Origin of the sequence: Variovorax glacialis, assembly GCF_051216375.1 — a bacterium.
Classification (GTDB): Bacteria; Pseudomonadota; Gammaproteobacteria; order Burkholderiales; family Burkholderiaceae_C; genus Variovorax.
In genome coordinates, this window is record NZ_JBPJZT010000011.1 from 110116 (window position 1) to 131710 (window position 21595).

Genomic DNA, 21595 nt, shown 5'->3' on the forward strand with positions numbered 1-21595 from the left:
AACGAGAGGAGTTTGCACATGAACTTTCAACAGGCCGTCCAGACCTGCTTTCGCAAGTACGTCGACTTTTCGGGCCGGGCATCGCGTCCCGAGTACTGGTGGTTCATCCTGGCGTATTTCATCGCCGCGTTCGTCAGCGGCTTCATCCACGAGTACGTCAATCTGATCGTGGTGCTTGCCTTCCTGCTACCGCAACTGGCGGCCGGCGCGCGCCGCCTGCATGACATCGGCAAGAGCGGCTGGTGGCTGCTGCTGGGGTTGATCCCGGTCATCGGCGGCCTGGTGCTCCTGTATTTCGCGGTGCAGCCGAGCCAGCCGGAGTCGAACGAATACGGGCCGCCGCCCGTGCCGGTGCCCGCCGGCGCCTGACTCCGGGGCTCGTCCCCAAAAGAAAAAAACCCCCGCGGCGCGAGCCTCGGGGGTTTTTCAGTTGGCTGGAAGCCGGGGGCGATTTACATGCCCATGCCGCCCATGCCACCCATGCCGCCCATGTCGGGCATGCCGCCGCCGCCGGCAGCTTCGTCCTTCGGTGCGTCGGCGACCATGGCTTCGGTCGTCAGCAGCAGCGAGGACACCGAAGCGGCGTTCTGCAGTGCGGTGCGGGTCACCTTGGTCGGGTCCAGGATGCCCAGCTCGAGCATGTCGCCATAGGTGTCGTTGGCGGCGTTGAAGCCGTAGTTGCCCTTGCCGGCCAACACAGCGTTCACGACCACCGATGCTTCGCCGCCGGCGTTGTTGACGATCTCGCGCAGGGGCGCTTCGATGGCCTTGAGCACCAGCTTGATGCCGGCGTCCTGGTCGGCGTTGTCGCCCTTGAGCGTGTCGCCCACGGCTTGCTTGGCGCGCAGCAGGGCCACGCCACCACCGGCAACCACGCCTTCTTCCACTGCAGCGCGGGTGGCGTGCAGGGCGTCTTCGACGCGTGCCTTCTTTTCCTTCATTTCGACTTCGGTGGCAGCGCCGACCTTGATCACTGCAACACCGCCGGCCAGCTTGGCCACGCGCTCTTGCAGCTTTTCGCGGTCGTAGTCGCTGGTCGCTTCCTCGATCTGCACGCGCACTTGCTTCACGCGGGCTTCGATGTCGCCAGCGGCGCCGGCGCCGTCGATGATGATCGTGTTTTCCTTGCCCACTTCGATGCGCTTGGCCTGGCCCAGGTCGGCCAGCGTCACCTTCTCGAGCGTCAGGCCCACTTCTTCAGCGATGACCTTGCCGCCCGTCAGGATGGCGATGTCTTCCAGCATGGCCTTGCGGCGGTCGCCGAAGCCAGGTGCCTTGACGGCCACGACCTTCAGGATGCCGCGGATCGTGTTCACGACCAGCGTTGCCAGGGCTTCGCCTTCGACTTCTTCCGCGATGATCAGCAGCGGACGGCCGGCCTTCGCCACTTGCTCCAGCGTGGGCAGCAGGTCGCGGATGTTGCTGATCTTCTTGTCGAACAGCAGCACGAACGGGTTGTCCAGGATCGCGCTTTGCTTTTCGGGGTTGTTGATGAAGTAGGGCGAAAGGTAGCCGCGGTCGAACTGCATGCCTTCGACGACGTCGAGTTCGCTGTCGAGCGACTTGCCGTCTTCCACGGTGATCACGCCTTCCTTGCCGACCTTGTCCATCGCGTCAGCGATGAGCTTGCCGATGGTTTCGTCGCTGTTGGCCGAGATCGAGCCGACTTGCGCGATTTCCTTGGAGGTGGTCGTGGCCTTGGAGGCCTTCTTCAGCTCGGCGACCAGGGCGGTGACCGCCTTGTCGATGCCGCGCTTCAGGTCCATCGGGTTCATGCCGGCAGCCACCAGCTTGAAACCTTCGCGAACGATGGCCTGGGCCAGCACGGTCGCGGTGGTGGTGCCGTCACCGGCGTTGTCGGACGTCTTGGAAGCCACTTCCTTCACGAGCTGGGCGCCCATGTTCTGCAGCTTGTCCTTGAGTTCGATTTCCTTGGCGACCGACACGCCGTCCTTGGTCACGGTGGGGGCGCCGAAGGAGCGCTCGAGCACCACGTTGCGGCCCTTGGGGCCCAGGGTCACTTTGACTGCGTTGGCGAGGATGTTCACACCCTCGACCATGCGCGCGCGGGCTTCGCCGCCGAAGACTACGTCTTTTGCTGCCATGAGATTTCTCCGAGATTCAGTTGGATGGGGGGATGACGGGGCGAGAAATTACTTGTCGACGACCGCGAACAGGTCGTCTTCCTTCATGACCAGCAGTTCGTCGCCGTCGACCTTGACGGTCTGGCCGCTGTACTTACCGAACAGGACGCGGTCACCGACCTTGATGTTCATGGCGATCAGGTCGCCCTTGTCGTTCTTCTTGCCCGGGCCGACGGCCAGCACTTCGCCCTGATCGGGCTTTTCTGCCGCGTTGTCCGGGATCACGATGCCCGAGGCGGTCTTGGTTTCGCTTTCAATGCGCTTGACGATCACGCGATCGTGCAAAGGACGAAGTTTCATTGCATCTCCTGATAAGAAACGGGGTTTTGTTCGGGCACAGGCGTGGTGCCGGCGCCACATCGTCTGAAGACCGGTGTTGTTAGCACTCAACTTCAACGAGTGCTAATGATAAGGGCGTTTTTCACGGTTTCAAGATCCGGGACCGCTTCGAGCGGGCTCCGGTTGCACGACCGGCTTGGCGGGTTCGCCGATCCGCCGCTGGGTGCAGGCCGCTCGTTCGCCTTGGCATCCAGTGCGGGCGACGGCAGACTGTCGGGCACTGGAGGTTATTCATGTACGCATGCGAATCCATGGCCGACGGCTCCGAGGTCAGTCGTGCCGTCTGCTTTTGCCATCGACCTGAAATCGGGGCCCTGACCCGTCGGATCAACGCCGATCTCTCGCGGCGCGGCTTCGTCGTCGGCATGGCCGCCTCGGTGGCGACGCTGGGGCTTCCGTTCCGTGTGAGCGCGCAGCCTGCACAGCCTGCGCCGCCCAGGCCGATCGTCCTCACCAACTTCCGCCTCTTCGACGGCAAGGGCGCCACGCTCCGCGATGGCCTCCACCTCGTCGTCGAGGCGAACCGGATCAAGTCGGTGGCCAGCGGAGCGCCGGCGGCGCCCGAAGGTGCCCAGACGATCAATTGCGGCGGTCGGGTCGTCATGCCGGGGCTCATCGACGCCCATTGGCACGCGCTCTTTGCAGGCTTGCCGCTGCAGATGCTCTTGCAGGGCAACCTCGGCTACATCCATCTCGCGGCCGCCGCCGAGGCGGAGCGAACGCTGTTGCGCGGGTACACGACGGTGCGCGACATGGGCGGGCCGGCGTTCGCCTTCAAGCAGGCGATCGACGAAGGACTCATACCGGGCCCGCGGATCTACCCCTCCGGCGCGATGATCACCGGCAGCGGCGGACACACCGACATGCGTCCCCCGTCCGACCTTCCGCGCAACCCGGGCACGCCGAGCTTCATGGAACGGTCCGGCGCGGCGTTCATCGTCGACAGCCCCGACGAAATCCGGTTGCGCGCGCGCGAGCAGCTGGCGCAAGGCGCGTCGCAGGTCAAGCTCGTGGGCGGTGGTGGCGTGTCTTCACCGCGGAGTCCGCTGGACCTCACCACGTTGACGGAGGCGGAGCTGCGTGCAGGCGTGGAGGTTGCGAAGGACTGGAACACCTATGCGACCGTGCACGCGTATGCGCCCACGACCGTGCAGCGCGCGATCGCTGCGGGCGCACGCTGCATCGAGCATGCGCATCTGATGGACGAGACGACGGCGAAGATGCTGGCGGACAAGGGCGTCTGGCTCAGCATCCAGCCATTCCTGTCGCAGGAAGACACCGGCCCGATGAGTGGCGGGAGTCTCGTGTCCGCCCTGCAAGTCTTCGCGGGAACCGACAACGCCTACAAGCTCGCCCGGAAGTACAAGATCAAGACGGCCTGGGGTTCGGACATGCTGTTCAATGCGGCGCTGGCGACGCGCCAGGGCATCATGCTGTCGCATCTGACGCGGTGGTATTCGAACAGCGAGATCCTGACGATGGCGACTTCCACCAACGCGGAGTTGCTGAACCTGTCGGGTCCGCGCAATCCCTATCCGGGGAAGCTCGGCGTCATCGAGGAAGGCGCCTATGCGGACCTGCTGCTCGTGGACGGCAACCCGGTCGAGAACATCGCGCTGCTGGCGGATCCTGGCAGCAGCCTTGTGATCGTCATGAAGGACGGCAAGATCCACAAGAACACCCTCAAGTCCTGAGGCGGCGCGCGGTCAGGGCTTGCGCACGACCTTGACCAGGAGAACGAGCGCGAGGCAGGCCGCGGCGACCAGCATCACCATGTGGAAGTAGTCGAGCGCGGCCATGAAGGTTGCTTCCTGCGCCGTCTGCCATCCGAGTTGGGCGAGCGCGAGCCGGGACGCTTCCGTCGCATCGTGCGTGGCTGCGAAATGGCGCGTCAGCAGGTCCAGCGTCTGTTGCACCGCCGGATTCGACGGCGACAGGCTTTCACCGAGCCGGGTGTAGCGCACGGTGCTTCGCCATTGCATGCACAGCGTCGCGAGGGCGGTGCCGGCCGCCACGCCGAACTGGGCGAGGATGTTCTTCACCTGGTTGGCATGCGAAAAGGTCGTGTCGTCGCGCTGCAGCGTCTGGAAGGTCTGCATGGCCGTGGTCGCCAGCACCACGATCACGAAGGCGCCGTTGCACAGCAGCGCCGGGACCACGCTGTGCAGCGGGTTGGCCGATTCGCTCAGGTGCGAGAGTTGCCAGCCGCACAGCAGCAGGGCCGAGAACCCCACGACGTAGTAGCGCGTCGGCCCTGGGCTGCGAGGCAACAACCGCGAGAGCACGATCCAGCTCGCGACGCCGGCGAGCGCACCCGTGCCCAGGTAGCGGCCGATCAGCTCCAGGGGCAGGCCGAGCGCCCGCTGCAGGAGGACCGGCAGCACCATGTTGTTCGCGCCCAGCACGATGTAGCTGAAGGCAAACACGCCCAGCCCCGCGAGATAGCGCCGTTGCGCGAGGTCGCCGAGTCGGAACAACGGCCGGCTGCGCTGGCCATCGACGTTGATGAAGAACCACAGGGCCGCGGCCGCGAGGACCGCCGCCACGCCCAGCATGGCGGGTTCCACGAAGAAATCGAAGCCCGAGCGCTGCAGCGCATGCAGGAGCAAGAAACTGCCGCTCAACAAGACCAGAAGGCCAGTCAGGTGCGGCTTCGAGAGGGATTCGCCATCGACGCGGCCATCGTCCAGGGTCCACGCGGCGAGCGCAGCCAGCAAGGCGGCCGGGAACAGCAGCACGAGAAAGGAAGCACGCCAGCCGTGGAGCGCCAGCGCCGTGGACGCCACGACGGGCCCCGCGACCACGCCCCACGCCACGCCCGAGGCAAAGAACTTGACGCCGGTGAAGCGACGCGGCGACGGCGGAATGTGGTTCACCAGCACCCGGCCGGCCGTCATGAAGGAAGAGCACCCGAGTGCCATCAGCACGCGCCCCAGGCTGAACTGCAGCAGGTCGCCGCTCAGGCCGCAGGCCAGGGCGCCGATCGCGAAGAACGCGCTGGCGCCCAGCATCACCCGCCGGCAGCCGAGCCGCTCGATCAGCCACCGGTGCATCGTGATCGCCCCGATGGCCACCGCGGCGTAGAGCGTGGCGACGAGGCTGTATTCCTCCGGACTGGCGCCGATGTCGCCCATCACCGGTCCGGCGTTGAAGGCCACGATGCCGGTCTGCAGGAAGTCGCTGAAAGGCAGCGCGGCGATCAGCAGGTACAACGGCAGCTTCTGCGCCAGGGACGAGACGGCGAGCGCCTGCGACTTCATGGGAGGCTCTTCAGGCGGTAAGCGTCTTGCGGAAACCGATCGAGAGCCGGTTCCAGGTGTTGATCACGCCGATCGCGAGCGTGAGATTGACCATCTCCGCCTCGCTGAAGTGCGCACGCAGCGCCTCGTAGTCCTCATCGGGCGCATGTCCGTCCGCGATGAGGGTGACGGCTTCGGTCCAGGCCAGCGCGGCACGTTCGCGCGGCGTGAAGAACGGCGTCTCGCGCCAGACCGACACCGTGTGGACGCGACGTTCGGTCTCGCCCTTCTTGCGCAGGTCGCTCGAATGCAGGTCCACGCAGAATGCGCAGCCGTTGATCTGCGATGCACGCAGCTTGATCAGGTCGAGCAGGGCCGGCTCCAGCCCGAGCTTCCCGACGGCGACTTCCAGCGCAATCAAGGCCTTCAGGGCGTCTGGCGAGGCTTTGTAAAAATCGATCCTTTGTTCCATGGTGTTGCTCCGTATCGGTTGAGGGTGCGTCAATGCTAAAAACCAGCGGCCCCTTCCAAGGCGGCCAATTCCAGCCATTCGCAGGAGTCCAATCCGATGGAGCTGCACGTCGTCATCGAAGGTGACAAGGACCTGACCGGCCAGCTCTACCGGCAGTTGAGGGAAGCCATCCGCGCCGGCCGGCTGGCGGCGGGCGAGAAGCTGCCGCCCTCGCGCCTGCTGGCGGAGCGACTGGGGCTCTCGCGCAAGACCGTCGGCGAGGCCTACGCGCGACTCACCTACGACAAGCTCCTCGTCGGGCGTGTCGGCAGCGGCACCTTCGTCGCTGGCGATGTCCGGCCCAGGGCCTTGCCAAGTCCCGCCCCCCGCTTTGCCGGCGCGGCAACGGCCGAGCGATGGCGCAGCATGGACACGCCATTGCGCCACCCTGCCCCGGAAGGCAACTCACGCTACGAGTACATCGGCGGCGCCCCGGCCCGCAGCCTCTTTCCGCATGCGGACTGGCGGCGCTGCGTGCTGCATGCGCTGCGCGAAGCGGCCCGGTCGCGCGGCCTGTACGGACCGACGGAAGGCCTTCCGGTGCTGCGCGATGCGATCGCCCGCCATGTGGCTTTCTCGCGCGGCGTGCGCTGCGGCGTGGACGACATCATCGTCACCAACGGCGCGCAGCAGGCATTGGACCTGGTGGCCCGCGTGCTGGTCGAGCCGGGCAGCACCGCGGCCATCGAGGAGCCGGGCTACCCGCCTGCGAAGCTGTTGTTCAGCGCACAGGGCGCGAACGTGGTGGGCATACCGGTCGATGCCGAAGGAATGATGGTCGAGCGGATCCCCGACGGCACGCGGCTTATCTACGTCACGCCCGCGCATCAGTTTCCGCTGGGCATGCCGATGAGCGCGTCCCGCCGCGAGGCGCTGCTGGCGCGCGCCCACGCGCTGGGCGCGATCATCATCGAAGACGACTACGACAGCGAGTTCCGCTACGAGGGCCGGCCCACCGATTCGCTGCAGAGCATGGACACGCAGGGCAGCGTGGCCTATGTCGGCACCTTCTCGAAGACGATGTCGCCGGATTTGCGCCTCGGCTACCTGATCGCGCCGCAGGCGATCGTGCAGGCGGTGGGCGTCGCCAAGCACCTGAGCGACTGGCACACCTCCACGCCGACGCAATGGGCGCTTGCGAAGTTCATGGTCGATGGCGATCTGCTCAAGCACATCCGGCGCTGCCATGCGGTCTACGCCGAGCGGCGCGAGCGCATCACGCGCCGCTTCGAGGGCGACCTGTCGCCCTGGTTCGAACTGGTGCCGGCCACCGCGGGCTTCCACCTGGCGGCACTGTGCAGGCGCGACCTCGACATGGACATGCTCCTGCGGCTCGCGCGGCGCGTGGACGTCGGCCTCTACACGCTCGATGGCTTCTATCACTTCAGCCCGGCGCGGCAAGGCCTGATGATGGGCTATGGCGCCATCGAGACCGAGGACATCGATCCGTCCCTCGACCGCCTGCGCGACATCCTCCTGCAGATGGGCTGAAGGCCCGGTCAGCCCGCGATCGAGTAGCCGCCGTCGACCGGGATGGCCGTGCCCGTCACGAAGTCCGAGGCCGCGCTGGCGAGGAACACCGCGATGCCGGCCAGGTCTTCCGGCTGGCCCCAGCGTCCCGCGGCAGTGCGGGCGACCACGCGTTCGTTGAGGCCGGGCACCTGGGCGCGCGCTCCGTCAGTCAGCTCGGTCTGGATCCAGCCCGGCAGCACCGCGTTGACCTGGATGCCATCGGCCGCCCACGAGGTGGCCATCGACCGGGTCAGCTGCACGATGCCGCCCTTGCTCGCGCCGTAGGCTGGCGAGTAGGGCGCACCGAAGATCGACATCATCGAGCCGATGTTGATGATCTTTCCGCCGCCCGCGGCCTTGAGGTGCGGATGCGCGGCACGGCAGCAGAGAAAGGCGCTGGTGAGGTTGGTGTCCATCACCTGGTGCCACTCGGCCAGCGTGAGCTGGTCGACGGGCTTGCGCACCGTGGTGCCGGCGTTGTTGACCAGGATGTCGAGCCGGCCGCAACGCGCGGCCAACTCGTCGAACAGTGCCGTCACTGCGCGCTCGTCAGTCACATCGGCGGCCAGGGCGAAGCTGTCGCTGCCCAGCGCCTTGAGCGCAGCGACCGCCGCGGCCGATTTCTGCGGATTGCGCGCCGCGACGACGACGCGCGCTCCGGCCTGGGCCAGGCCCTTCGCCATGCCGAGACCGATGCCGCCGTTGCCGCCCGTGACCAGCGCAACCTTGCCCGTGAGATTGAACATCGATGGAGATCCTTGGCTTCGTTACTTCCTGCCCTTCTTCGCTCCCTTGGGTCCGGTACTCTGCCCGCTGCCCTTGTTCTTGAAGACCGCGTAGTACTCGTCGATCAGGTTGCGAATGGACTTGCCGATGTTGGCATAGTCGTATTCGTTGAGATTCGCCAGGGACACGCGCCCCGATGCATTCTGCGTGCCGAAGCCCTTGCCCGGCAGCAGCACGACGCCGGTGTCCTGCGCCAGCCGGAAGAGCGCTTCGTTGGGCCTGAACTGCTTGAGCGCCCAGTCCGCGAAGTCCGCGCCATACATCTGCGTGATGATGTCCTTCATGTCGAGCAGGAGGTAGTAGCGTACCGAGTTCGGGTCGAACACCATCGGGATGCCCAGCTCCTTGTAGAGCGCCTGCTTGCGCCGGAGCACGATGCGCTTCATGGCGGCCTTGTACGCCTGCGGCTCGTCCATGAGCGAGAACAGCGAGAACATCACCATCTGCGCCTGAACCGGCGTCGAGAGGCCGGCCGTGTGGTTCAGCGCCACGGTGCGGCTGTCGGCCACCAGCCGGTCGATGAACTTGAGGCCGCGCGGGTCGGTGGTGATGGAGCAGTAGCGCTCGTCGAGCTCCCTGCGCGTGGCTTCGGGCAGTGCCGCGATCCGGCGGTCGAGGACGTTGTCCTGGTGCGTGGCGACCACACCCATCCGCCAGCCGGTCGCGCCGAAGTACTTCGAGAACGAATACACCAGGATCGTGTTCTGCGGGCACATCGCGAAGAGCGAGGTGAAGTCGTCCGCGAAGGTGCCGTACACGTCGTCGGTCAGGATGATGAGGTCGGGCCGCTTCTTGACGATCTCCACGATGTTGTCGAGCACTTCGGCGCTCATCCTCACCGAAGGCGGGTTGCTCGGGTTGCAGAGGAAGAAGGCCTTCACCTTGGGGTCGAGCAGCTTCTGGAGTTCCTTCTTCGTGTACTGCCAGTTGGTCTCGGGGCCGCATTCGATGTTCATCTCGACCAGCCGGTAGTCGTTGAGGTGCGGGATCTCGATGTAGGGCGTGAAGATCGGCATCCCGAGCGCAATGGTGTCGCCGGGCGAGATCAGATGGTTCTCGCGCATGCTGTTGAAGAGATAGGTCATCGCCGCGGTGCCGCCCTCGACCGCGTACATGTCGAACTTGCCCACGAACGGGTGCGTGCCGATCATCTCGCGGTGGATGTAGTGGCCGACGATGATTTCCGACAGGCGAAGCATGCGGTCGGGTACCGGATAGTTGCAGCCGAGGATCGCCTCGCACATCTCGTAGATGAAGTCGCCCGCCGACAGGCCGAGCTGGTCGCGAACGTACGAGACGGCGGCCTCGATGAAGCGGACGCCGGGCACATTGCGGTGCCGGTTCACGAAGATCTCGAAGCGCGCCTCGATGCCCTCGCGCTGCGGGAAGCCGCCGACGTCGTCCATGTAGACGTAGGAGCGTTCGGCCTCGCTCGTCGCGAACAGGCCGAACTGGAAGAAGCCGTGGCGCGGCGTGGTCGCGAGGAAGTTCGGGTTGCCGCGTCCGGCGTTGAGCATGAGCCGGTCGCCCTGCGATGCCACCTTGATCAATGCATCCTTGAGTTCGAACGGGCTCAGATTGCCCAGTTTTTCGACGTCGCTGAAGTCCATGGCTTGCTCCTTGGTTTGGATGAGGCGATTGCGCTCGGAACGTCGGTCACACGAGTGCGACGATCAACGGCCCGAGCAGCGTGAGGAACACGTTGGCCAGTGCATAGGTGATGGCAAAGGGCACGGTCGGGATCGAGTTCTCGGCCTTGTCGAGCACTTCGCCGAAAGCCGGGTTGGCGCTGCGCGAGCCGGACAACGCGCCTGCGAAGGCGGCCGTGTTGTCGTAGTGCAGCACGTAGCGCCCGAAGAGCATCGTCACGATCATCGGCACGATGGTGACCACCACACCGACGCCGAAGATCGTCAGCCCGAGCTGCTTGATGGTCTCGACCGCCTGCAGCCCGGAAGACAGCCCGACCACCACCACGAAGCCCGCGAGCCCGAGGTCCTTGAGGAGTTGCACCGCGCCCGGAGGCAGCGCCCCGAAGGTCTGTTTCTTCGCGCGGTACCAGCCGAACAGCAGGCCCGACAGCAGCGCGCCACCGCCGCTGCCCAGCGTCAATGGAATACCGCCCAGCTTGACGCTCAGCAGCCCGATCAGCAAGCCCACCACCAGCCCGGCACCGAGATAGACGAAATCCGTCTTCGAACTCTGCACGATGGTTTCGCCGATGCGCGTCGAGACCCGCTTGACATCCTGCTCCGCGCCGAAGATCGAGACGAGGTCGCCGACCTGTACCACGGTGTCGGGGTTCATGGGCAGGTCCTTGCCCATGCGGCTGATCCCGACCACGAAGACACCGTGCCGCGCGCCGCCCGCGGTCTCCTCGCGGATCTGCCCGATCGACTTGCGATCGAAGTCCTTGTTCGTCAGGACGATCTCGCGCTTCTGCATAGTGAGTTCCATGCCGTCGACGCCGTAGAGTTCCTTGCCCATCAGCGGTGCGCTGCTCACCACCGCCTCGCGCCGGCCGACCACGAGGACGATGTCGCCCTGTTGCAGCTTCAGCTCCGGGCCGACTTCGATGAACTTGCCGTCGCGCTTCACGCGCTCGATGGTGATGGTGGTCGCCGGGTTCGCGTATTCGATGTCGGCGACCGTCCGTCGCGGGTCGCTGGTCAGCTGGTAGATGCGGCCGACCAGTGCGGGCGCCGCGGCCTGCTGGTCGGGGCCCAGCGCGGCGGCACCGGCCAGCATCGCGGTTTCCGCGGCGATCGCATCGTCGCGGATCGAGCGGCCCATGAGCTTCGGCAGGATGTTGACGCACACGATGATCGCGCCGAAGGAGCCGAAGACATAGGTCACCGCGTAGCCGATCGCGACATTGCCCTGCATCCGCGCCGTTTCGTCCGCGGCGAGGCCGAGCTTGGCGATCGCATCGCCAGCCGTGCCGATGATGGCGGACTGCGTCAAGCCGCCCGCCGCCACGCCGGCCGCAAGGCCTTTGTCGAGCCCGCACAGCTTGGCCATGATGACCACCGTCGCAAGGCCCGTCGCCGCCATGAAGGCGGCCAGCACGATCTCCTTCAGCGAGCGCTTGCCGAGCGAATTGAAGAACTGTGGCCCGCTCTCGAAGCCGACCGCATAGATGAAGAGCGCGAACAGCACGGCCTTCACGCCGTCGTCGACCTTCACACCGACCTGGCTGACCACCACCGCCACCAGCAACGAACCGGCCACGCCGCCGAGCTGGAACTTGCCGAACTTGATCTTGCCGATGGCATAGCCGACGGACAGCGAAAGAAAGAGCGCCATCTCCGGCGATCGCTTGAAGAGATCGTGCAACCATTCCATGGTTCGCGTCCTTTCCGGTGATTCAGCGTGGCGCTCTCATTTCGCCTGCATCGCGCCGACGATGCCCACGATCAGCGGACCCATCAGCGGAAGCACGACGTTCGAGATGGCGTAGGTGATCGTGTAGCCCAGCAGCGGGGTGGTGTTGCCCGCCACGTTCTGGACCGCGCTCAGCGCCGGCGTGCTGCACTGCTGCCCGGCGATGGCGCCCAGCAGCACCGGCGTCGGCAGCTTCAGCAGGTGGCGGCCGACCACCAGCGAGATGCAGGCCGGGATCACCGCGATCGCGACGCCCAGCAAGGGCAGCGCGATGCCGAACTTGCGGATCAGCGTCAGCGCCTGCGGCCCCGAGGCGAGGCCGACACAGGCGATGAAGGTGGCGAGGCCGATGTCCTTCATCAGCGCCAGCGCGTCGTCGGGGATGCTGAGTCGGTGCGGATTGCGCGCCTGGTACCAGCCAAAGGCCAGGCCCGTCAGCAGCGCACCGCCGCCGGTCCCGAGCGAGAACGGGATGCCGCCCAGCTTGATGCTGAAGCCGCCGATGAAGACGCCGAGCAGGATGCCGGCGGCCATGTAGCTGATGTTGCTGCGTGCCGAGCGCACGACGCGAACGCCGAAGCGCGGCACCACCTTCGTCATGTCCGCGACGGGACCGAAGAGCTTGAGCACATCCCGCTTCTTGAGCCGGAGGTCCGGCAGCAGCGGCATCGCGTTGCCGTCGCGGATCACGCCGACCACATGGACGTTCTGCGGAAGCCGCGTGAGCGTGCTGCCGGCGCGGGGCGTTTTCAGATCGCGCAGTTCGCAGTCGAACCATTCGGGCTTGCTGAGCACCACCTCGGCCGTCTCGACCACCACGTCGAACGCGGCGGTGTCCGCGAACTCGCGGCCGAGTTCATCGCCGAGCTTCACCAGGGCGCTGCGCTGGCCGATCACCAGCACCTGGTCGCCCGCTTCGAGGCGAAGCGCCGCCGTGATCGCCAGGTCCTGCCCGTTGCGCCTGACGCGCTCGATGCCGGCATGCCGGTCGAGCGGGCCCATCAGTTCGGCCACCGTGCGGCCCTGTCCCCTGGTGACCTCGAAAACACGGCCGACCATTTCGGGCGTCGCCGATGCGGAAGCGCCGTCGTCGTCGCTGCCTCCCATCGATCGCCAGAGCTTGTCGGCCTCATCGCGGAGGTTGATGCGCAGCAGGAGGGGAAAGATCTGGCTCGTCAACACCACGATCGCGATCAGGCCGAACACGTAGGTGATCGAATAGGCCGTCACCACGTTGGCCTGCAACTGCTGGATCCCGGCGGCGGGCAAGGCCAGCTTGGAGATCGCGTCGGTCGCGGTGCCCACCACCGCGGATTCGGTCGCCGCGCCCGCCATCAGGCCTGCGGCCGTTCCCTGGTCGAAGCCGAACACGCTCGTGGCGCCGACCACCAGCGCGATCACGGTGACGACCTCGACCCCGCAGAGCAGCCCCATGCGAAGGCCCTTTGCGTCCAGGTTGGCGAAGAATTGCGGACCGCCGGCATAGCCGAGGGCGAAGATGAAGAGCATGAAGAAGGTGTTCTTCACGCTGTCGGCCAGGGTGATTCCCAACTGGCCGACGAGCAGCGCGACGATCAGGGTGCCGCAGACGCCGCCCAGCTGGATGGGGCCGAAGCGGATCTGGCCGAAGGCATAGCCGAGGGCGAGCACCAGGAAGAGCGCAATTTCCGGGTGCGTCCGCAGAATTTCGACAATTTCGGTGGTCACCTGGCTGATCCCCCTTTGCCTGCCATGCCAGCGGCCGTGGCTCCTCGGCCTCGGCACGGATTGCCGGAGCACCGCAGGAAATTATTGCGAGGCCAGGGGGCGCCGCCTACCTGTCCATGGGGCAGCCTTCGCTGCACCAAGGTGCAAGAACGACGCGGCGGACAGCTACAGGATGCGGTTGAACCAGAGCAGCGACAGGCCGGCCGAGAGCAGTGCCAGCGCCGCGGCGCCCATCGCGAAGAGGGCCGAAATCTCGGTCTCCTTCTTCTCGACCGTGAGGCGCGAACTCAGCGTGTTGTAGACCTTCTTGAGGTCGGTCGCGGTGCCCGCGTAGAAGTACTCGGCCTGCGTCTTGTTGGCGATGGCCTTGAGCGTTTCCTCGTCGAGCCGCACGCGCATCGACCAGCCCTCGAAGCCGATGGTCTCGCCGTCGACCGTGCCGATACCCACCGTGTAGACGCGCACGCCGCGGTCCGCGGCCACCTTGGCCGCATCCAGCGGGTCGACACCGGTGGTGCGCTGCCCGTCGGTCAGCATGATGATCGCGGCCGAGGTGTACGAGCCGGGCGTGACAGGCGTGAACTCCTTCGGTGGCGGCTTGCCGACGCGGTCGATCGACACGCCGCGCTCGCGGCTCTGCGGGCCGAAGTCGGAGATGTCGATGCCGGCATCCGGGAACAGAGTGGCGAGCGAGACGACGATCGCGTTGCCGGTCGCGGTCGCGCGCTGCAGCTGGAAGGAGTCGATGGCGGTGATCAGGTCCTCGCGATTGGTGGTCGGCAGTTGCGCCACCTGCGCGCTTCCCGCGAAGGCGACGATGCCGACCTTCACTGTGCGCGGCAGTTCCTTGATGAAGCTCTTGGCCGCGTCCTGGGCCGCGACGAGCCGGTTGGGCTGCACGTCGGCCGCACGCATGCTGCCGGACACGTCCATCGCGAGGATGATGGTCTGCTGGTTCGATGGCAGCACGACCACGGCCATCGGCCGGGCGGCGGCGATCAGCATCGCGACCAGCGCGAGCATGAACAGGAGGGGCGGAATGTGGCGCCGCACGGTCTGGCCGGCGCCCATCGCCTCGCGCACGATCGAGAGGCTGGCGTAGCGCAGCGCGAGCTTCTTCTTGCGGCGCATGAGCCAGACATACAGCAGCACCAGCAGCGGAATCGCCAGCAGGAGCCAGAGGAATTGGGGCCAGAGAAACGTCATGCTGCCGCCTTGGGGTTCGCCGACCCGGCGCGCACGCGGCGCTTGCGCATGTCGGCAAAGCGCACGATGGCCTCCACCAGGTCGTCGTCTGTGGAGAGTTCGAGCGCGTCGACGCCGATCTTCGCCAGCGTCTCGCGCAAGGTGGCTTCGCGTTCCGCGGCGATGCGCGCGAAGCGCTTCCTGAAGCCCGCGTCGTGGGTGTCGACCCAGAGCTGCTCGCCAGTCTCGGCATCGCGCAGCGGGACCAGGCCCAGGTCGGGGAGTTCGAGTTCAAGCGGATCGAAGAGGCGAACCGCCACTACGTCGTGTCGCTGCACGATGTGCGCCAGCGGGCGCTCCCAGCCCGGTTCGCTCATGAAGTCGGACACCACGAACACGGTCGAGCGGCGCGGCATCAGCATCGCGGCCGACTTCAGCAGGTCGGCCAGCCGGGTCATGCCCTTCTGGTTGGGTGCGGCCTGGTCCGCGCGTCGCTCCATCGCATGCAGGAGATGCAGCACGTGCCGGCGGCCGCTGCGCGGCGGAATCACGGCCTCCACGTCATTGCCGTAGACCATCGCGCCCACGCGGTTGCCGTGACGCGTCAGCAGGCGCGCGATGACGCCGACGAAGCCGGCGGAGATCTCGCGCTTGGCCCGGGTGCCGGAACCGAAATCGACGGAGCGGCTCAGGTCGAGAACGAACCACGCCGCCATCTCGCGGTCTTCGGTGAAGACGCGAACGTGCGGCGTCTGCAGGCGCGCCGTGACATTCCAGTCGATGTGGCGAACGTCGTCGTGGTGCTGGTATTCGCGCAGGTCGGCCAGGTCGAGGCCGGTGCCGCGCATCAGCGTGCGGTAGTCGCCCTGCAGCAGGCCGTCGAGGCGGCGGACCACCGTCCACTCGAGGCGACGCAGGGCGCGCTCCACGCCGCTCGCCGCGGCTTCGACCGCGGCGAGTTGTTCGTCGTTCGCTGCCTTCGCGCGTCTAGGCCACCAGCTTTTCATGTTCGAGCGGCTTGGGCGGGGCAGGCACGGCGCGCATGATCTTGTCGACCAGGCTGTCCGGCGTGAGCCCCTCCGAGAGTCCTTCGTACGAGAGCGTCACTCGATGGCGCAGCACGTCGGGCACCAGCGCGGTCATGTCCTCGGGCAGCGCATAGCTGCGGCCACGCAGCAGCGCGAGCGCGCGCGCGCCCTCGGTCAGGTTGATGCTGGCGCGCGGACTGGCGCCGAAGGTGATGAAGCGGCGCATGTCCTTCAGGCCGTGCTTCTCCGGCGTGCGTGTCGCCGACACGAGCTTCACCGCGTACTGGATCAGCGACGGATCGACATAGACGCGGCGGGCCTCGGCCTGCAGGGCGGCGAGCTGGTCGGTGGTCGCCACCGCCGCGGCCTCGACCGGCGGACCGATCACGCGTTCGACGATCACGAACTCTTCCTCGTCGCTCGGGTAGTCCACCAGCACTTTCATCATGAAGCGGTCGACCTGGGCCTCGGGCAGCGGGTAGGTGCCTTCCGTCTCGATGGGGTTCTGCGTCGCCATCACGAGGAACGGGCGGGGCACCTTGTGCGTCTCGCCGGCGATCGTGACCTGGCGCTCCTGCATCACTTCGAGCAGCGCGCTCTGCACCTTGGCGGGCGCGCGGTTGATTTCGTCGGCCAGCAGCAGGTTGGCGAAGACGGGGCCCAGCGAGGTGCTGAAGTCGCCGGTCTTCTGGTTGTAGATGCGCGTGCCGACCAGGTCCGCCGGCACCAGGTCGGGCGTGAACTGGATGCGCTTGAATTGCCCGCGCACCGTGTCGGCCAGCGTCCTCACCGTCAGCGTCTTGGCCAGACCGGGCACGCCCTCGACCAGCAGGTGGCCGCCCGCCAGCATGGCGACCATCACTCTTTCGAGAAAGCGGTCCTGGCCGACGACGACCCGCTTCACCTGGTAGAGGATCTGCTCCATCAGTTCGGCAGTGGCAGTGGCGGCGCCGGGCGATTCGGTCTCTGTGCTCATGCGAAGTGCTTTCGTTGGGATCGTCGGAATCAGAACGGCGGTGAGCCGGCTGCGCTGGCGGCGTTCTCGATCGGCACGGCGAATCCGATGCCGATGAAGGTGCGTTGCTGGGTCGGGTTGAGGATGGCGGTCACGATGCCGAGCACTTCGCCATTCATGTTGATGAGGGGACCGCCCGAATTGCCGGGGTTGGCGGCGGCGTCGAACTGGATCAGGTTGCCCAGCTCCTGCTTGCCTTCCGGCGAGCGGAACGAGCGCTTGAGGCCGGACACCACGCCAGCGGACACCGAGGGGCCGATGCCGAACGGAAAGCCGACCGCCACCACCTGGTCGCCCGGCATCAGGTCGGCCGTCGAACGCATGGTCGCGGGGATGAGGTCGTCAGGCAGCTTCTGGGCCTGCAGCACCGCGAGGTCGTTCTCGGGCTGGACGCCGGTTACCGTGGCGGGCGCCTCGAGGCCGTCGGCGAAAGTGACCTTGATGCTTTCCGCGCCGGCGACGACATGCAGGTTGGTCAGGATGACGCCCTTGTCGACGATCACCACGCCGGTGCCGACGCCGCGCTCCACCAACTGCCCGGGACCGGTCTGTTCCGGCGGTGCTTCGGGCGGTTTGCCCTTGGCGAGGTTGCGCCCGCGCTTCTCGGTCTTGGCTTCGGGCGTGGTCTTCTCGGTGCCGTAGCCGACGACGCGCACCACGGACGGGCGGATGATCTCGGCGGCCTTTGCCGCGGGCGAGGGCAGGGTGGCCGTCTGCAAGGTGCGCAGGACGGCCGAGTCGATGTCTTTCTGGGTGAGCGTGCGGTTGCCCTGATGCGGCCACATCGCGATGCCGGTGGCGCCCATGGCGACGACCAGGGCCAGCAAGGCGCCGAAGCTTCGCCGACCGGGTTGCCAGCGCTGTGCGGCCACTGCCGGGGGGGCGGCGGGCCCGTCCGGCGCGCCGGAAGCGTCGGGCGCACCGGGTTCGGCCGCACCCTGCGGCCCTCGGGGCGAGCGGCTGTAGAAAGCAGGCCTGCGCATCGGGCACCTCCGGCAAAAGAGAACGCTTGAGGAGGCACGGTAGCACGCTTTCCGCGGCCGTGCATCCATTCGGGCATCATCGCCCGATGGTCTCCTACGTCGACACCCACTGCCACCTCGACGCGCCCGAATTCGGAACGGAAATGCCCCGGATACGGGCCCGCGCATCGAGTCGGGGCGTGGCGCTTTGCGTGATTCCCGCGGTGGCGGCGTTCAACTTCAGCACGGTCCGGGAGCTGGCCCGACTTCAGGGCGATGCTTATGCGCTCGGCATCCATCCCTTGTGCACGAACAAGGCCCTGGACGAGCACCTCGCGCTGCTGGATGCCGAACTCACCCTGCAGCGGGACGACGCCCGGCTTGTCGCCGTCGGGGAGATCGGCCTCGACTATTTCGTCAATGGGCTGGACCCCGAGAAGCAGGAGCGCTTTTTTCACACTCAGTTGCAACTCGCGCGAAAGCACGAACTGCCGGTGATCATCCATGTCCGGCGCTCGGTGGACAAGGTTCTCAAGCATTTGCGGCAGGTGGCCCCCGGGCAGAAGTGGCACGGCATCGCGCATGCCTTCAACGGCAGCGAGCAGCAGGCGCAGGCCTGTATCGACCTCGGGCTCAAGTTGGGCTTCGGTGGCGCGGTGACCTTCGACCGCGCGCTGCAACTGCGGCGGCTCGCGGCGACCCTGCCCCTGGATGCGATCGTGATGGAAACCGATGCGCCCGACATCCAGCCGCACTGGCTCTATCGCACGCAGGCGCAACGGGACGCGGGCGAGCCGCAGGGGCGCAACGAGCCCGGCGAGCTGCCGCGAATTGCCGAGGTGGTGGCGGGGCTGCGGGGGATCGAGCCGGCCGCGCTGGCCGAAGCGACCACTCGCAATGCCATTGCGGCCCTGCCTCGTCTGTCTTCGCTGATCGGCGTGTCGGTCGACCGCCCGGGTGCCACGTAGGAAGACCGCCCGACTTGCGTTCGAGCAAGTGCCGGCTCAGTTTTCGGTGTCATCCTTGAATCCTGTGCACTCGTTGCATCCATGTGGCGAGCCAGTCACTCCAACTCATACAAGGAGCTTTTCCATGACCCCATCCATCAACGTTCGCACTCTTTCGGCCTCCATGGCCGTGGCCCTCGCCTGCATCGGCGGGTCGGCATTTGCGCAGAGCACCACCCAGAAGACCGAGAACGCCGGCGAGAAGGCCTGGGACGCAACCAAGAACGGCACCGAAAAAGCCTGGGACGCGACCAAGAGCGGCACCGAGAAGGCCTGGGATGCCACCAAGAGCGGCACCAAGAAGGCCGCGAAGGCGACCGAGCACGGCGCCAAGGCGACGGGCAAGGCGATCGACAACGTGGCTGACGACGCTGCCTCGGGCACGCGCAAGGTCGGCAACAAGATCGGCGAGAAGATTCCGGGCACGGCCCAGAACGAGGCCGTCAAGCAGGGCGCGAAGCCCTGAGCTTCACGGCTTGCGAATGAAGAAACCCGCCGCCGGCGGGTTTTTTTCTTCAGGCGGTCGCCGGCCCAATGGCGCGACGCACGAGCGGTGTCTCGGGCGTCGGATAGCCTGCCGCGCCAAAAGTCTTAACGACCGCACGATGCGTGTCGAAGTACACCTGCCAGTAGTGGTCGGTGTGCGTGTACGGCCGCACCGCGAGCAGCGGACCCTCGGGCGTGAATTGGAGGATCTCGATGTCCGGCGGCTGTTCCTTCGAGACGTTCGGGATGTTGCTCACCTCGGCCCTCAACAGTTCGATGGCCTGGTTCACGTCCACGCCGTTGGCGACCTTCGCGGTGGTGTCCACACGGCGCCAGGGCAGGTGGCTGAAGTTCTGGATCGTCTCCGACAGCACCTTGTTGTTGCCTATCGTGGCGATGACGTTGTCGGGCGTGACCAGCGTCGTGCCGAACAGGCCCAGTTCCTTGACCGTTCCGTTGACGCCGCCGCCGACGGTGACGTAGTCGCCGACCTTGTAGGGTCGAAGCACCTGGAGAAACACCCCGGCCGCAAAGTGCGTGAGCAGCCCGCCCCAAGCCGTGCCGATCGCCAGGCCGGCGCCTGCCAGCAGCACGGCAAAGGAGGTCGTCCGGACGCCGAACATGTCCAGGATCGCGAGGATCAGGACGATGTTGAGCACCACGCCGAGGATCGAGACCAGATAGTGACTCAGCGTCGGGTCGATGCGCTTGCCCCGCTCGAGCGCCTTGCCGACCAGCCGCTGCGCGAGGCCGATGAGCCATCGGCCGACGGCCCAGGCGATCAGGGCGCCGATCACTTTCAGGCCAAAATCCACCCCCTGCGTCGTCAGGAAAATCCAGATCGCTTCCGTATTCATGCTCTTCTCCTCACAGGTGCCGGCGCTTCTGCAATCCGGCAAGCGTTATGGATGAGCCAACCTTGCGCCCAGGCGACGTGAAGGCTGTGCTCACGGGGCTTGCGCCTATCGTTTCTGGCAACACCGCCTTGTTGATACTCGGCAGCTTTCCAGGAGCCCGGTCGATCGCGCAGCAGCGGTATTATGCGCACCCGCAGAATCACTTCTGGAAAATTTTGCAGGCCCTGTGGCCCGGAAACCCGCTTCCAGTGGGCGAAGACAGCTATCAAAAACGTAGCGGATGGTTGCTGGAGCGCGGCCTGGGCGTGTGGGACGTGTACGCCAGTTGCGAGCGCGAGGGCAGTCTCGATTCGGCGATTCGCGACGCGGTCGTCAACGACATCGCGAGCCTGCGGCTGCCGAAACTCGCGGCGATCGCCCACAACGGCGGCGAGAGCTTCAAGCATGCGCGGCACACGCGCGCGCTGGGTGTGCCGGTCCATCGGCTGCCCTCGTCTAGCCCGGCCAACGCGTCGTGGAGCTTCGAGCGCAAGGTGCAGGCGTGGCGCGAGGTGTTTGAAAGGTATCTGGTCATTCCATGAAGGTCTCCCTTCCCGAGGTCAACTTCTCCGATTGGGGAGACGTGCGCTACCTGCATCTGGGCACCGAGTGGGTCCAGGGGTCGATGAAGCTCGACGCGCCCTTCGAGATCGAGCTCGAATACGTGCAGCGCATGATGGCGTGGCTGCTCTTCGTCGATGCGGCCAGCGTGCAGAAGCGCCATGCGATGCAACTGGGGCTGGGTGCGGCGAGCCTCACCAAGTTCTGCCGCAAGACGCTGCGCATGCGCACCACCGCCATCGAACTCAACCCGCAGGTCGTCGCGGCATGCCGGGGATGGTTCAAGCTGCCGGCCGACGACGGCAAGCTGCAGGTGGTCGTCGCCGACGCGGCCGTCGAGATCCGCAAGCCGCAGTGGGCAGGCACGGTCGATGCGCTCCAGGTCGACCTCTACGACCACGAAGCCGCCGCGCCCGTGCTCGACAGCGAGGATTTCTATGCCGACTGCCGCGCCTTGCTGACCGACGACGGCTGCATGACCGTCAACCTGTTCGGCCGGTCGTCCAGCTACGAGCGCAGCCTGGAGAAGATCTCCGCCGCATTCGGCCAGGACGCGGTCTGGGCTTTCAAGCCGACGCGCGAGGGCAACACCGTCGTGGTCGCCCAGCGCAACGCCACCCGGCCCAAGCGCCCCGCGCTTGCCGACCGCGCCCAAACCATCCAGACTCGATGGGGCCTGCCCGCGCCCAAGTGGCTGCGCGTGTTCAAACCGCAAGGATGAGCACACCCCCAGGCTTGCCCGCTTCGCGTGGCCGCCCACCCCCTTGCAGGGGGCAACACCGGCGGCCCGGCGGAGCCGGTTCCGCGGTGTTTCTTGAACGAACGTTGTGCTG

The 21595-nt window shown here is 66.5% G+C and carries 20 protein-coding genes; 7 read left to right on the top strand and 13 right to left on the bottom strand.

Going from position 1 to position 21595, the window contains the following annotated elements:
- Window positions 1-18: 18 nt before the first annotated feature.
- A complete protein-coding gene (locus ACSFBL_RS25515; protein ID WP_435518612.1) occupies window positions 19-369 on the top strand; it encodes a DUF805 domain-containing protein in 351 nt (116 codons plus the stop codon).
- An 83-nt stretch (window positions 370-452) separates the two neighbouring features.
- On the opposite strand, the gene groL is transcribed toward ACSFBL_RS25515, so the two are convergent.
- Both groL and groES read right to left on the bottom strand, forming a co-directional pair.
- Window positions 453-2105: a chaperonin GroEL gene (groL, locus tag ACSFBL_RS25520; protein WP_435518613.1), complete on the bottom strand. Its 1653-nt coding sequence runs from the start codon at window positions 2103-2105 to the stop codon at window positions 453-455.
- 48 nt (window positions 2106-2153) lie between these two features.
- The gene (gene groES / locus ACSFBL_RS25525; RefSeq protein ID WP_435518614.1) at window positions 2154-2444 is read right to left on the bottom strand and encodes a co-chaperone GroES; all 291 of its coding nucleotides are present in this window, start codon (window positions 2442-2444) and stop codon (window positions 2154-2156) included.
- 272 nt (window positions 2445-2716) lie between these two features.
- On the opposite strand from groES, the gene ACSFBL_RS25530 reads away from it, so the two are divergent.
- A complete protein-coding gene (locus tag ACSFBL_RS25530; RefSeq protein ID WP_435518615.1) occupies window positions 2717-4177 on the top strand; it encodes a metal-dependent hydrolase family protein in 1461 nt (486 codons plus the stop codon).
- Between the two features lie 12 nt (window positions 4178-4189).
- Here the strand turns inward: ACSFBL_RS25530 and ACSFBL_RS25535 are convergent, their stop codons facing one another.
- Window positions 4190-5743: an MFS transporter gene (locus ACSFBL_RS25535; RefSeq protein WP_435518616.1), complete on the bottom strand. Its 1554-nt coding sequence runs from the start codon at window positions 5741-5743 to the stop codon at window positions 4190-4192.
- Window positions 5744-5753: 10 nt separating this feature from the next.
- Complete coding sequence (locus ACSFBL_RS25540) at window positions 5754-6194, bottom strand: carboxymuconolactone decarboxylase family protein (RefSeq protein WP_435518617.1); 441 nt, start codon at window positions 6192-6194, stop codon at window positions 5754-5756.
- Between the two features lie 96 nt (window positions 6195-6290).
- Here ACSFBL_RS25540 and pdxR point away from each other — a divergent pair, with 96 nt between their 5' ends.
- Complete coding sequence (gene pdxR, locus ACSFBL_RS25545; RefSeq protein ID WP_435518618.1) at window positions 6291-7724, top strand: MocR-like pyridoxine biosynthesis transcription factor PdxR; 1434 nt, start codon at window positions 6291-6293, stop codon at window positions 7722-7724.
- An 8-nt stretch (window positions 7725-7732) separates the two neighbouring features.
- Here the strand turns inward: pdxR and ACSFBL_RS25550 are convergent, their stop codons facing one another.
- From ACSFBL_RS25550 to ACSFBL_RS25585, 8 genes are all read right to left on the bottom strand, one after another.
- Entirely contained in the window at window positions 7733-8491 is a 759-nt protein-coding gene (locus tag ACSFBL_RS25550; RefSeq protein ID WP_435518619.1) for an SDR family NAD(P)-dependent oxidoreductase, read from the bottom strand.
- Window positions 8492-8512: 21 nt separating this feature from the next.
- Window positions 8513-10141: a bifunctional aspartate transaminase/aspartate 4-decarboxylase gene (locus ACSFBL_RS25555; protein ID WP_435518620.1), complete on the bottom strand. Its 1629-nt coding sequence runs from the start codon at window positions 10139-10141 to the stop codon at window positions 8513-8515.
- A 46-nt stretch (window positions 10142-10187) separates the two neighbouring features.
- Window positions 10188-11876 carry an aspartate-alanine antiporter gene (gene aspT / locus ACSFBL_RS25560; protein WP_435518621.1) on the bottom strand — a complete coding sequence of 563 codons (1689 nt, stop codon included), beginning with the start codon at window positions 11874-11876 and terminating at the stop codon, window positions 10188-10190.
- A gap of 36 nt (window positions 11877-11912) precedes the next feature.
- On the bottom strand, window positions 11913-13622 hold the full coding sequence (gene aspT, locus ACSFBL_RS25565) for an aspartate-alanine antiporter (RefSeq protein WP_435518622.1): 1710 nt from the start codon (window positions 13620-13622) through the stop codon (window positions 11913-11915).
- A 165-nt stretch (window positions 13623-13787) separates the two neighbouring features.
- A complete protein-coding gene (locus ACSFBL_RS25570) occupies window positions 13788-14828 on the bottom strand; it encodes a VWA domain-containing protein (protein WP_435518623.1) in 1041 nt (346 codons plus the stop codon).
- Window positions 14825-15814 carry a DUF58 domain-containing protein gene (locus ACSFBL_RS25575; RefSeq protein WP_435518624.1) on the bottom strand — a complete coding sequence of 330 codons (990 nt, stop codon included), beginning with the start codon at window positions 15812-15814 and terminating at the stop codon, window positions 14825-14827. Before ACSFBL_RS25575 ends, ACSFBL_RS25570 begins: the two co-directional genes overlap by 4 nt.
- Window positions 15795-16811, bottom strand: a complete 1017-nt coding sequence (locus ACSFBL_RS25580) for an AAA family ATPase (RefSeq protein WP_435518625.1) — start codon at window positions 16809-16811, stop codon at window positions 15795-15797. Before ACSFBL_RS25580 ends, ACSFBL_RS25575 begins: the two co-directional genes overlap by 20 nt.
- 29 nt (window positions 16812-16840) lie before the next feature.
- A complete protein-coding gene (locus tag ACSFBL_RS25585; RefSeq protein WP_435518626.1) occupies window positions 16841-17833 on the bottom strand; it encodes a S1C family serine protease in 993 nt (330 codons plus the stop codon).
- 86 nt (window positions 17834-17919) lie between these two features.
- On the opposite strand from ACSFBL_RS25585, the gene ACSFBL_RS25590 reads away from it, so the two are divergent.
- Together ACSFBL_RS25590 and ACSFBL_RS25595 are read left to right on the top strand one after the other, a co-directional pair.
- Window positions 17920-18780, top strand: a complete 861-nt coding sequence (locus ACSFBL_RS25590; RefSeq protein ID WP_435518627.1) for a TatD family hydrolase — start codon at window positions 17920-17922, stop codon at window positions 18778-18780.
- A gap of 124 nt (window positions 18781-18904) precedes the next feature.
- Window positions 18905-19285 carry a hypothetical protein gene (locus ACSFBL_RS25595; RefSeq protein ID WP_435518628.1) on the top strand — a complete coding sequence of 127 codons (381 nt, stop codon included), beginning with the start codon at window positions 18905-18907 and terminating at the stop codon, window positions 19283-19285.
- Between the two features lie 49 nt (window positions 19286-19334).
- On the opposite strand, the gene ACSFBL_RS25600 is transcribed toward ACSFBL_RS25595, so the two are convergent.
- On the bottom strand, window positions 19335-20162 hold the full coding sequence (locus tag ACSFBL_RS25600; protein WP_435518629.1) for a mechanosensitive ion channel family protein: 828 nt from the start codon (window positions 20160-20162) through the stop codon (window positions 19335-19337).
- A 47-nt stretch (window positions 20163-20209) separates the two neighbouring features.
- Between ACSFBL_RS25600 and ACSFBL_RS25605 the strand changes: the two genes are divergently transcribed.
- On the top strand, window positions 20210-20743 hold the full coding sequence (locus ACSFBL_RS25605) for a DNA-deoxyinosine glycosylase (RefSeq protein WP_435518630.1): 534 nt from the start codon (window positions 20210-20212) through the stop codon (window positions 20741-20743).
- Window positions 20740-21483 carry a class I SAM-dependent methyltransferase gene (locus ACSFBL_RS25610; protein ID WP_435518631.1) on the top strand — a complete coding sequence of 248 codons (744 nt, stop codon included), beginning with the start codon at window positions 20740-20742 and terminating at the stop codon, window positions 21481-21483. Before ACSFBL_RS25605 ends, ACSFBL_RS25610 begins: the two co-directional genes overlap by 4 nt.
- Window positions 21484-21595: the final 112 nt, after the last annotated feature.

Bases quoted from the DNA above. Each gene is read 5' to 3' on its own strand.
- ACSFBL_RS25515 (WP_435518612.1), top strand. From the start codon at position 19: ATGAACTTTCAACAGGCCGTCCAGACCTGCTTTCGCAAGTACGTCGAC.
- groL (WP_435518613.1), bottom strand. From the start codon at position 2,105: ATGGCAGCAAAAGACGTAGTCTTCGGCGGCGAAGCCCGCGCGCGCATG.
- groES (WP_435518614.1), bottom strand. From the start codon at position 2,444: ATGAAACTTCGTCCTTTGCACGATCGCGTGATCGTCAAGCGCATTGAA.
- ACSFBL_RS25530 (WP_435518615.1), top strand. From the start codon at position 2,717: ATGTACGCATGCGAATCCATGGCCGACGGCTCCGAGGTCAGTCGTGCC.
- ACSFBL_RS25535 (WP_435518616.1), bottom strand. From the start codon at position 5,743: ATGAAGTCGCAGGCGCTCGCCGTCTCGTCCCTGGCGCAGAAGCTGCCG.
- ACSFBL_RS25540 (WP_435518617.1), bottom strand. From the start codon at position 6,194: ATGGAACAAAGGATCGATTTTTACAAAGCCTCGCCAGACGCCCTGAAG.
- pdxR (WP_435518618.1), top strand. From the start codon at position 6,291: ATGGAGCTGCACGTCGTCATCGAAGGTGACAAGGACCTGACCGGCCAG.
- ACSFBL_RS25550 (WP_435518619.1), bottom strand. From the start codon at position 8,491: ATGTTCAATCTCACGGGCAAGGTTGCGCTGGTCACGGGCGGCAACGGC.
- ACSFBL_RS25555 (WP_435518620.1), bottom strand. From the start codon at position 10,141: ATGGACTTCAGCGACGTCGAAAAACTGGGCAATCTGAGCCCGTTCGAA.
- aspT (WP_435518621.1), bottom strand. From the start codon at position 11,876: ATGGAATGGTTGCACGATCTCTTCAAGCGATCGCCGGAGATGGCGCTC.
- ACSFBL_RS25570 (WP_435518623.1), bottom strand. From the start codon at position 14,828: ATGACGTTTCTCTGGCCCCAATTCCTCTGGCTCCTGCTGGCGATTCCG.
- ACSFBL_RS25575 (WP_435518624.1), bottom strand. From the start codon at position 15,814: ATGAAAAGCTGGTGGCCTAGACGCGCGAAGGCAGCGAACGACGAACAA.
- ACSFBL_RS25580 (WP_435518625.1), bottom strand. From the start codon at position 16,811: ATGAGCACAGAGACCGAATCGCCCGGCGCCGCCACTGCCACTGCCGAA.
- ACSFBL_RS25585 (WP_435518626.1), bottom strand. From the start codon at position 17,833: ATGCGCAGGCCTGCTTTCTACAGCCGCTCGCCCCGAGGGCCGCAGGGT.
- ACSFBL_RS25590 (WP_435518627.1), top strand. From the start codon at position 17,920: ATGGTCTCCTACGTCGACACCCACTGCCACCTCGACGCGCCCGAATTC.
- ACSFBL_RS25595 (WP_435518628.1), top strand. From the start codon at position 18,905: ATGACCCCATCCATCAACGTTCGCACTCTTTCGGCCTCCATGGCCGTG.
- ACSFBL_RS25600 (WP_435518629.1), bottom strand. From the start codon at position 20,162: ATGAATACGGAAGCGATCTGGATTTTCCTGACGACGCAGGGGGTGGAT.
- ACSFBL_RS25605 (WP_435518630.1), top strand. From the start codon at position 20,210: ATGGATGAGCCAACCTTGCGCCCAGGCGACGTGAAGGCTGTGCTCACG.
- ACSFBL_RS25610 (WP_435518631.1), top strand. From the start codon at position 20,740: ATGAAGGTCTCCCTTCCCGAGGTCAACTTCTCCGATTGGGGAGACGTG.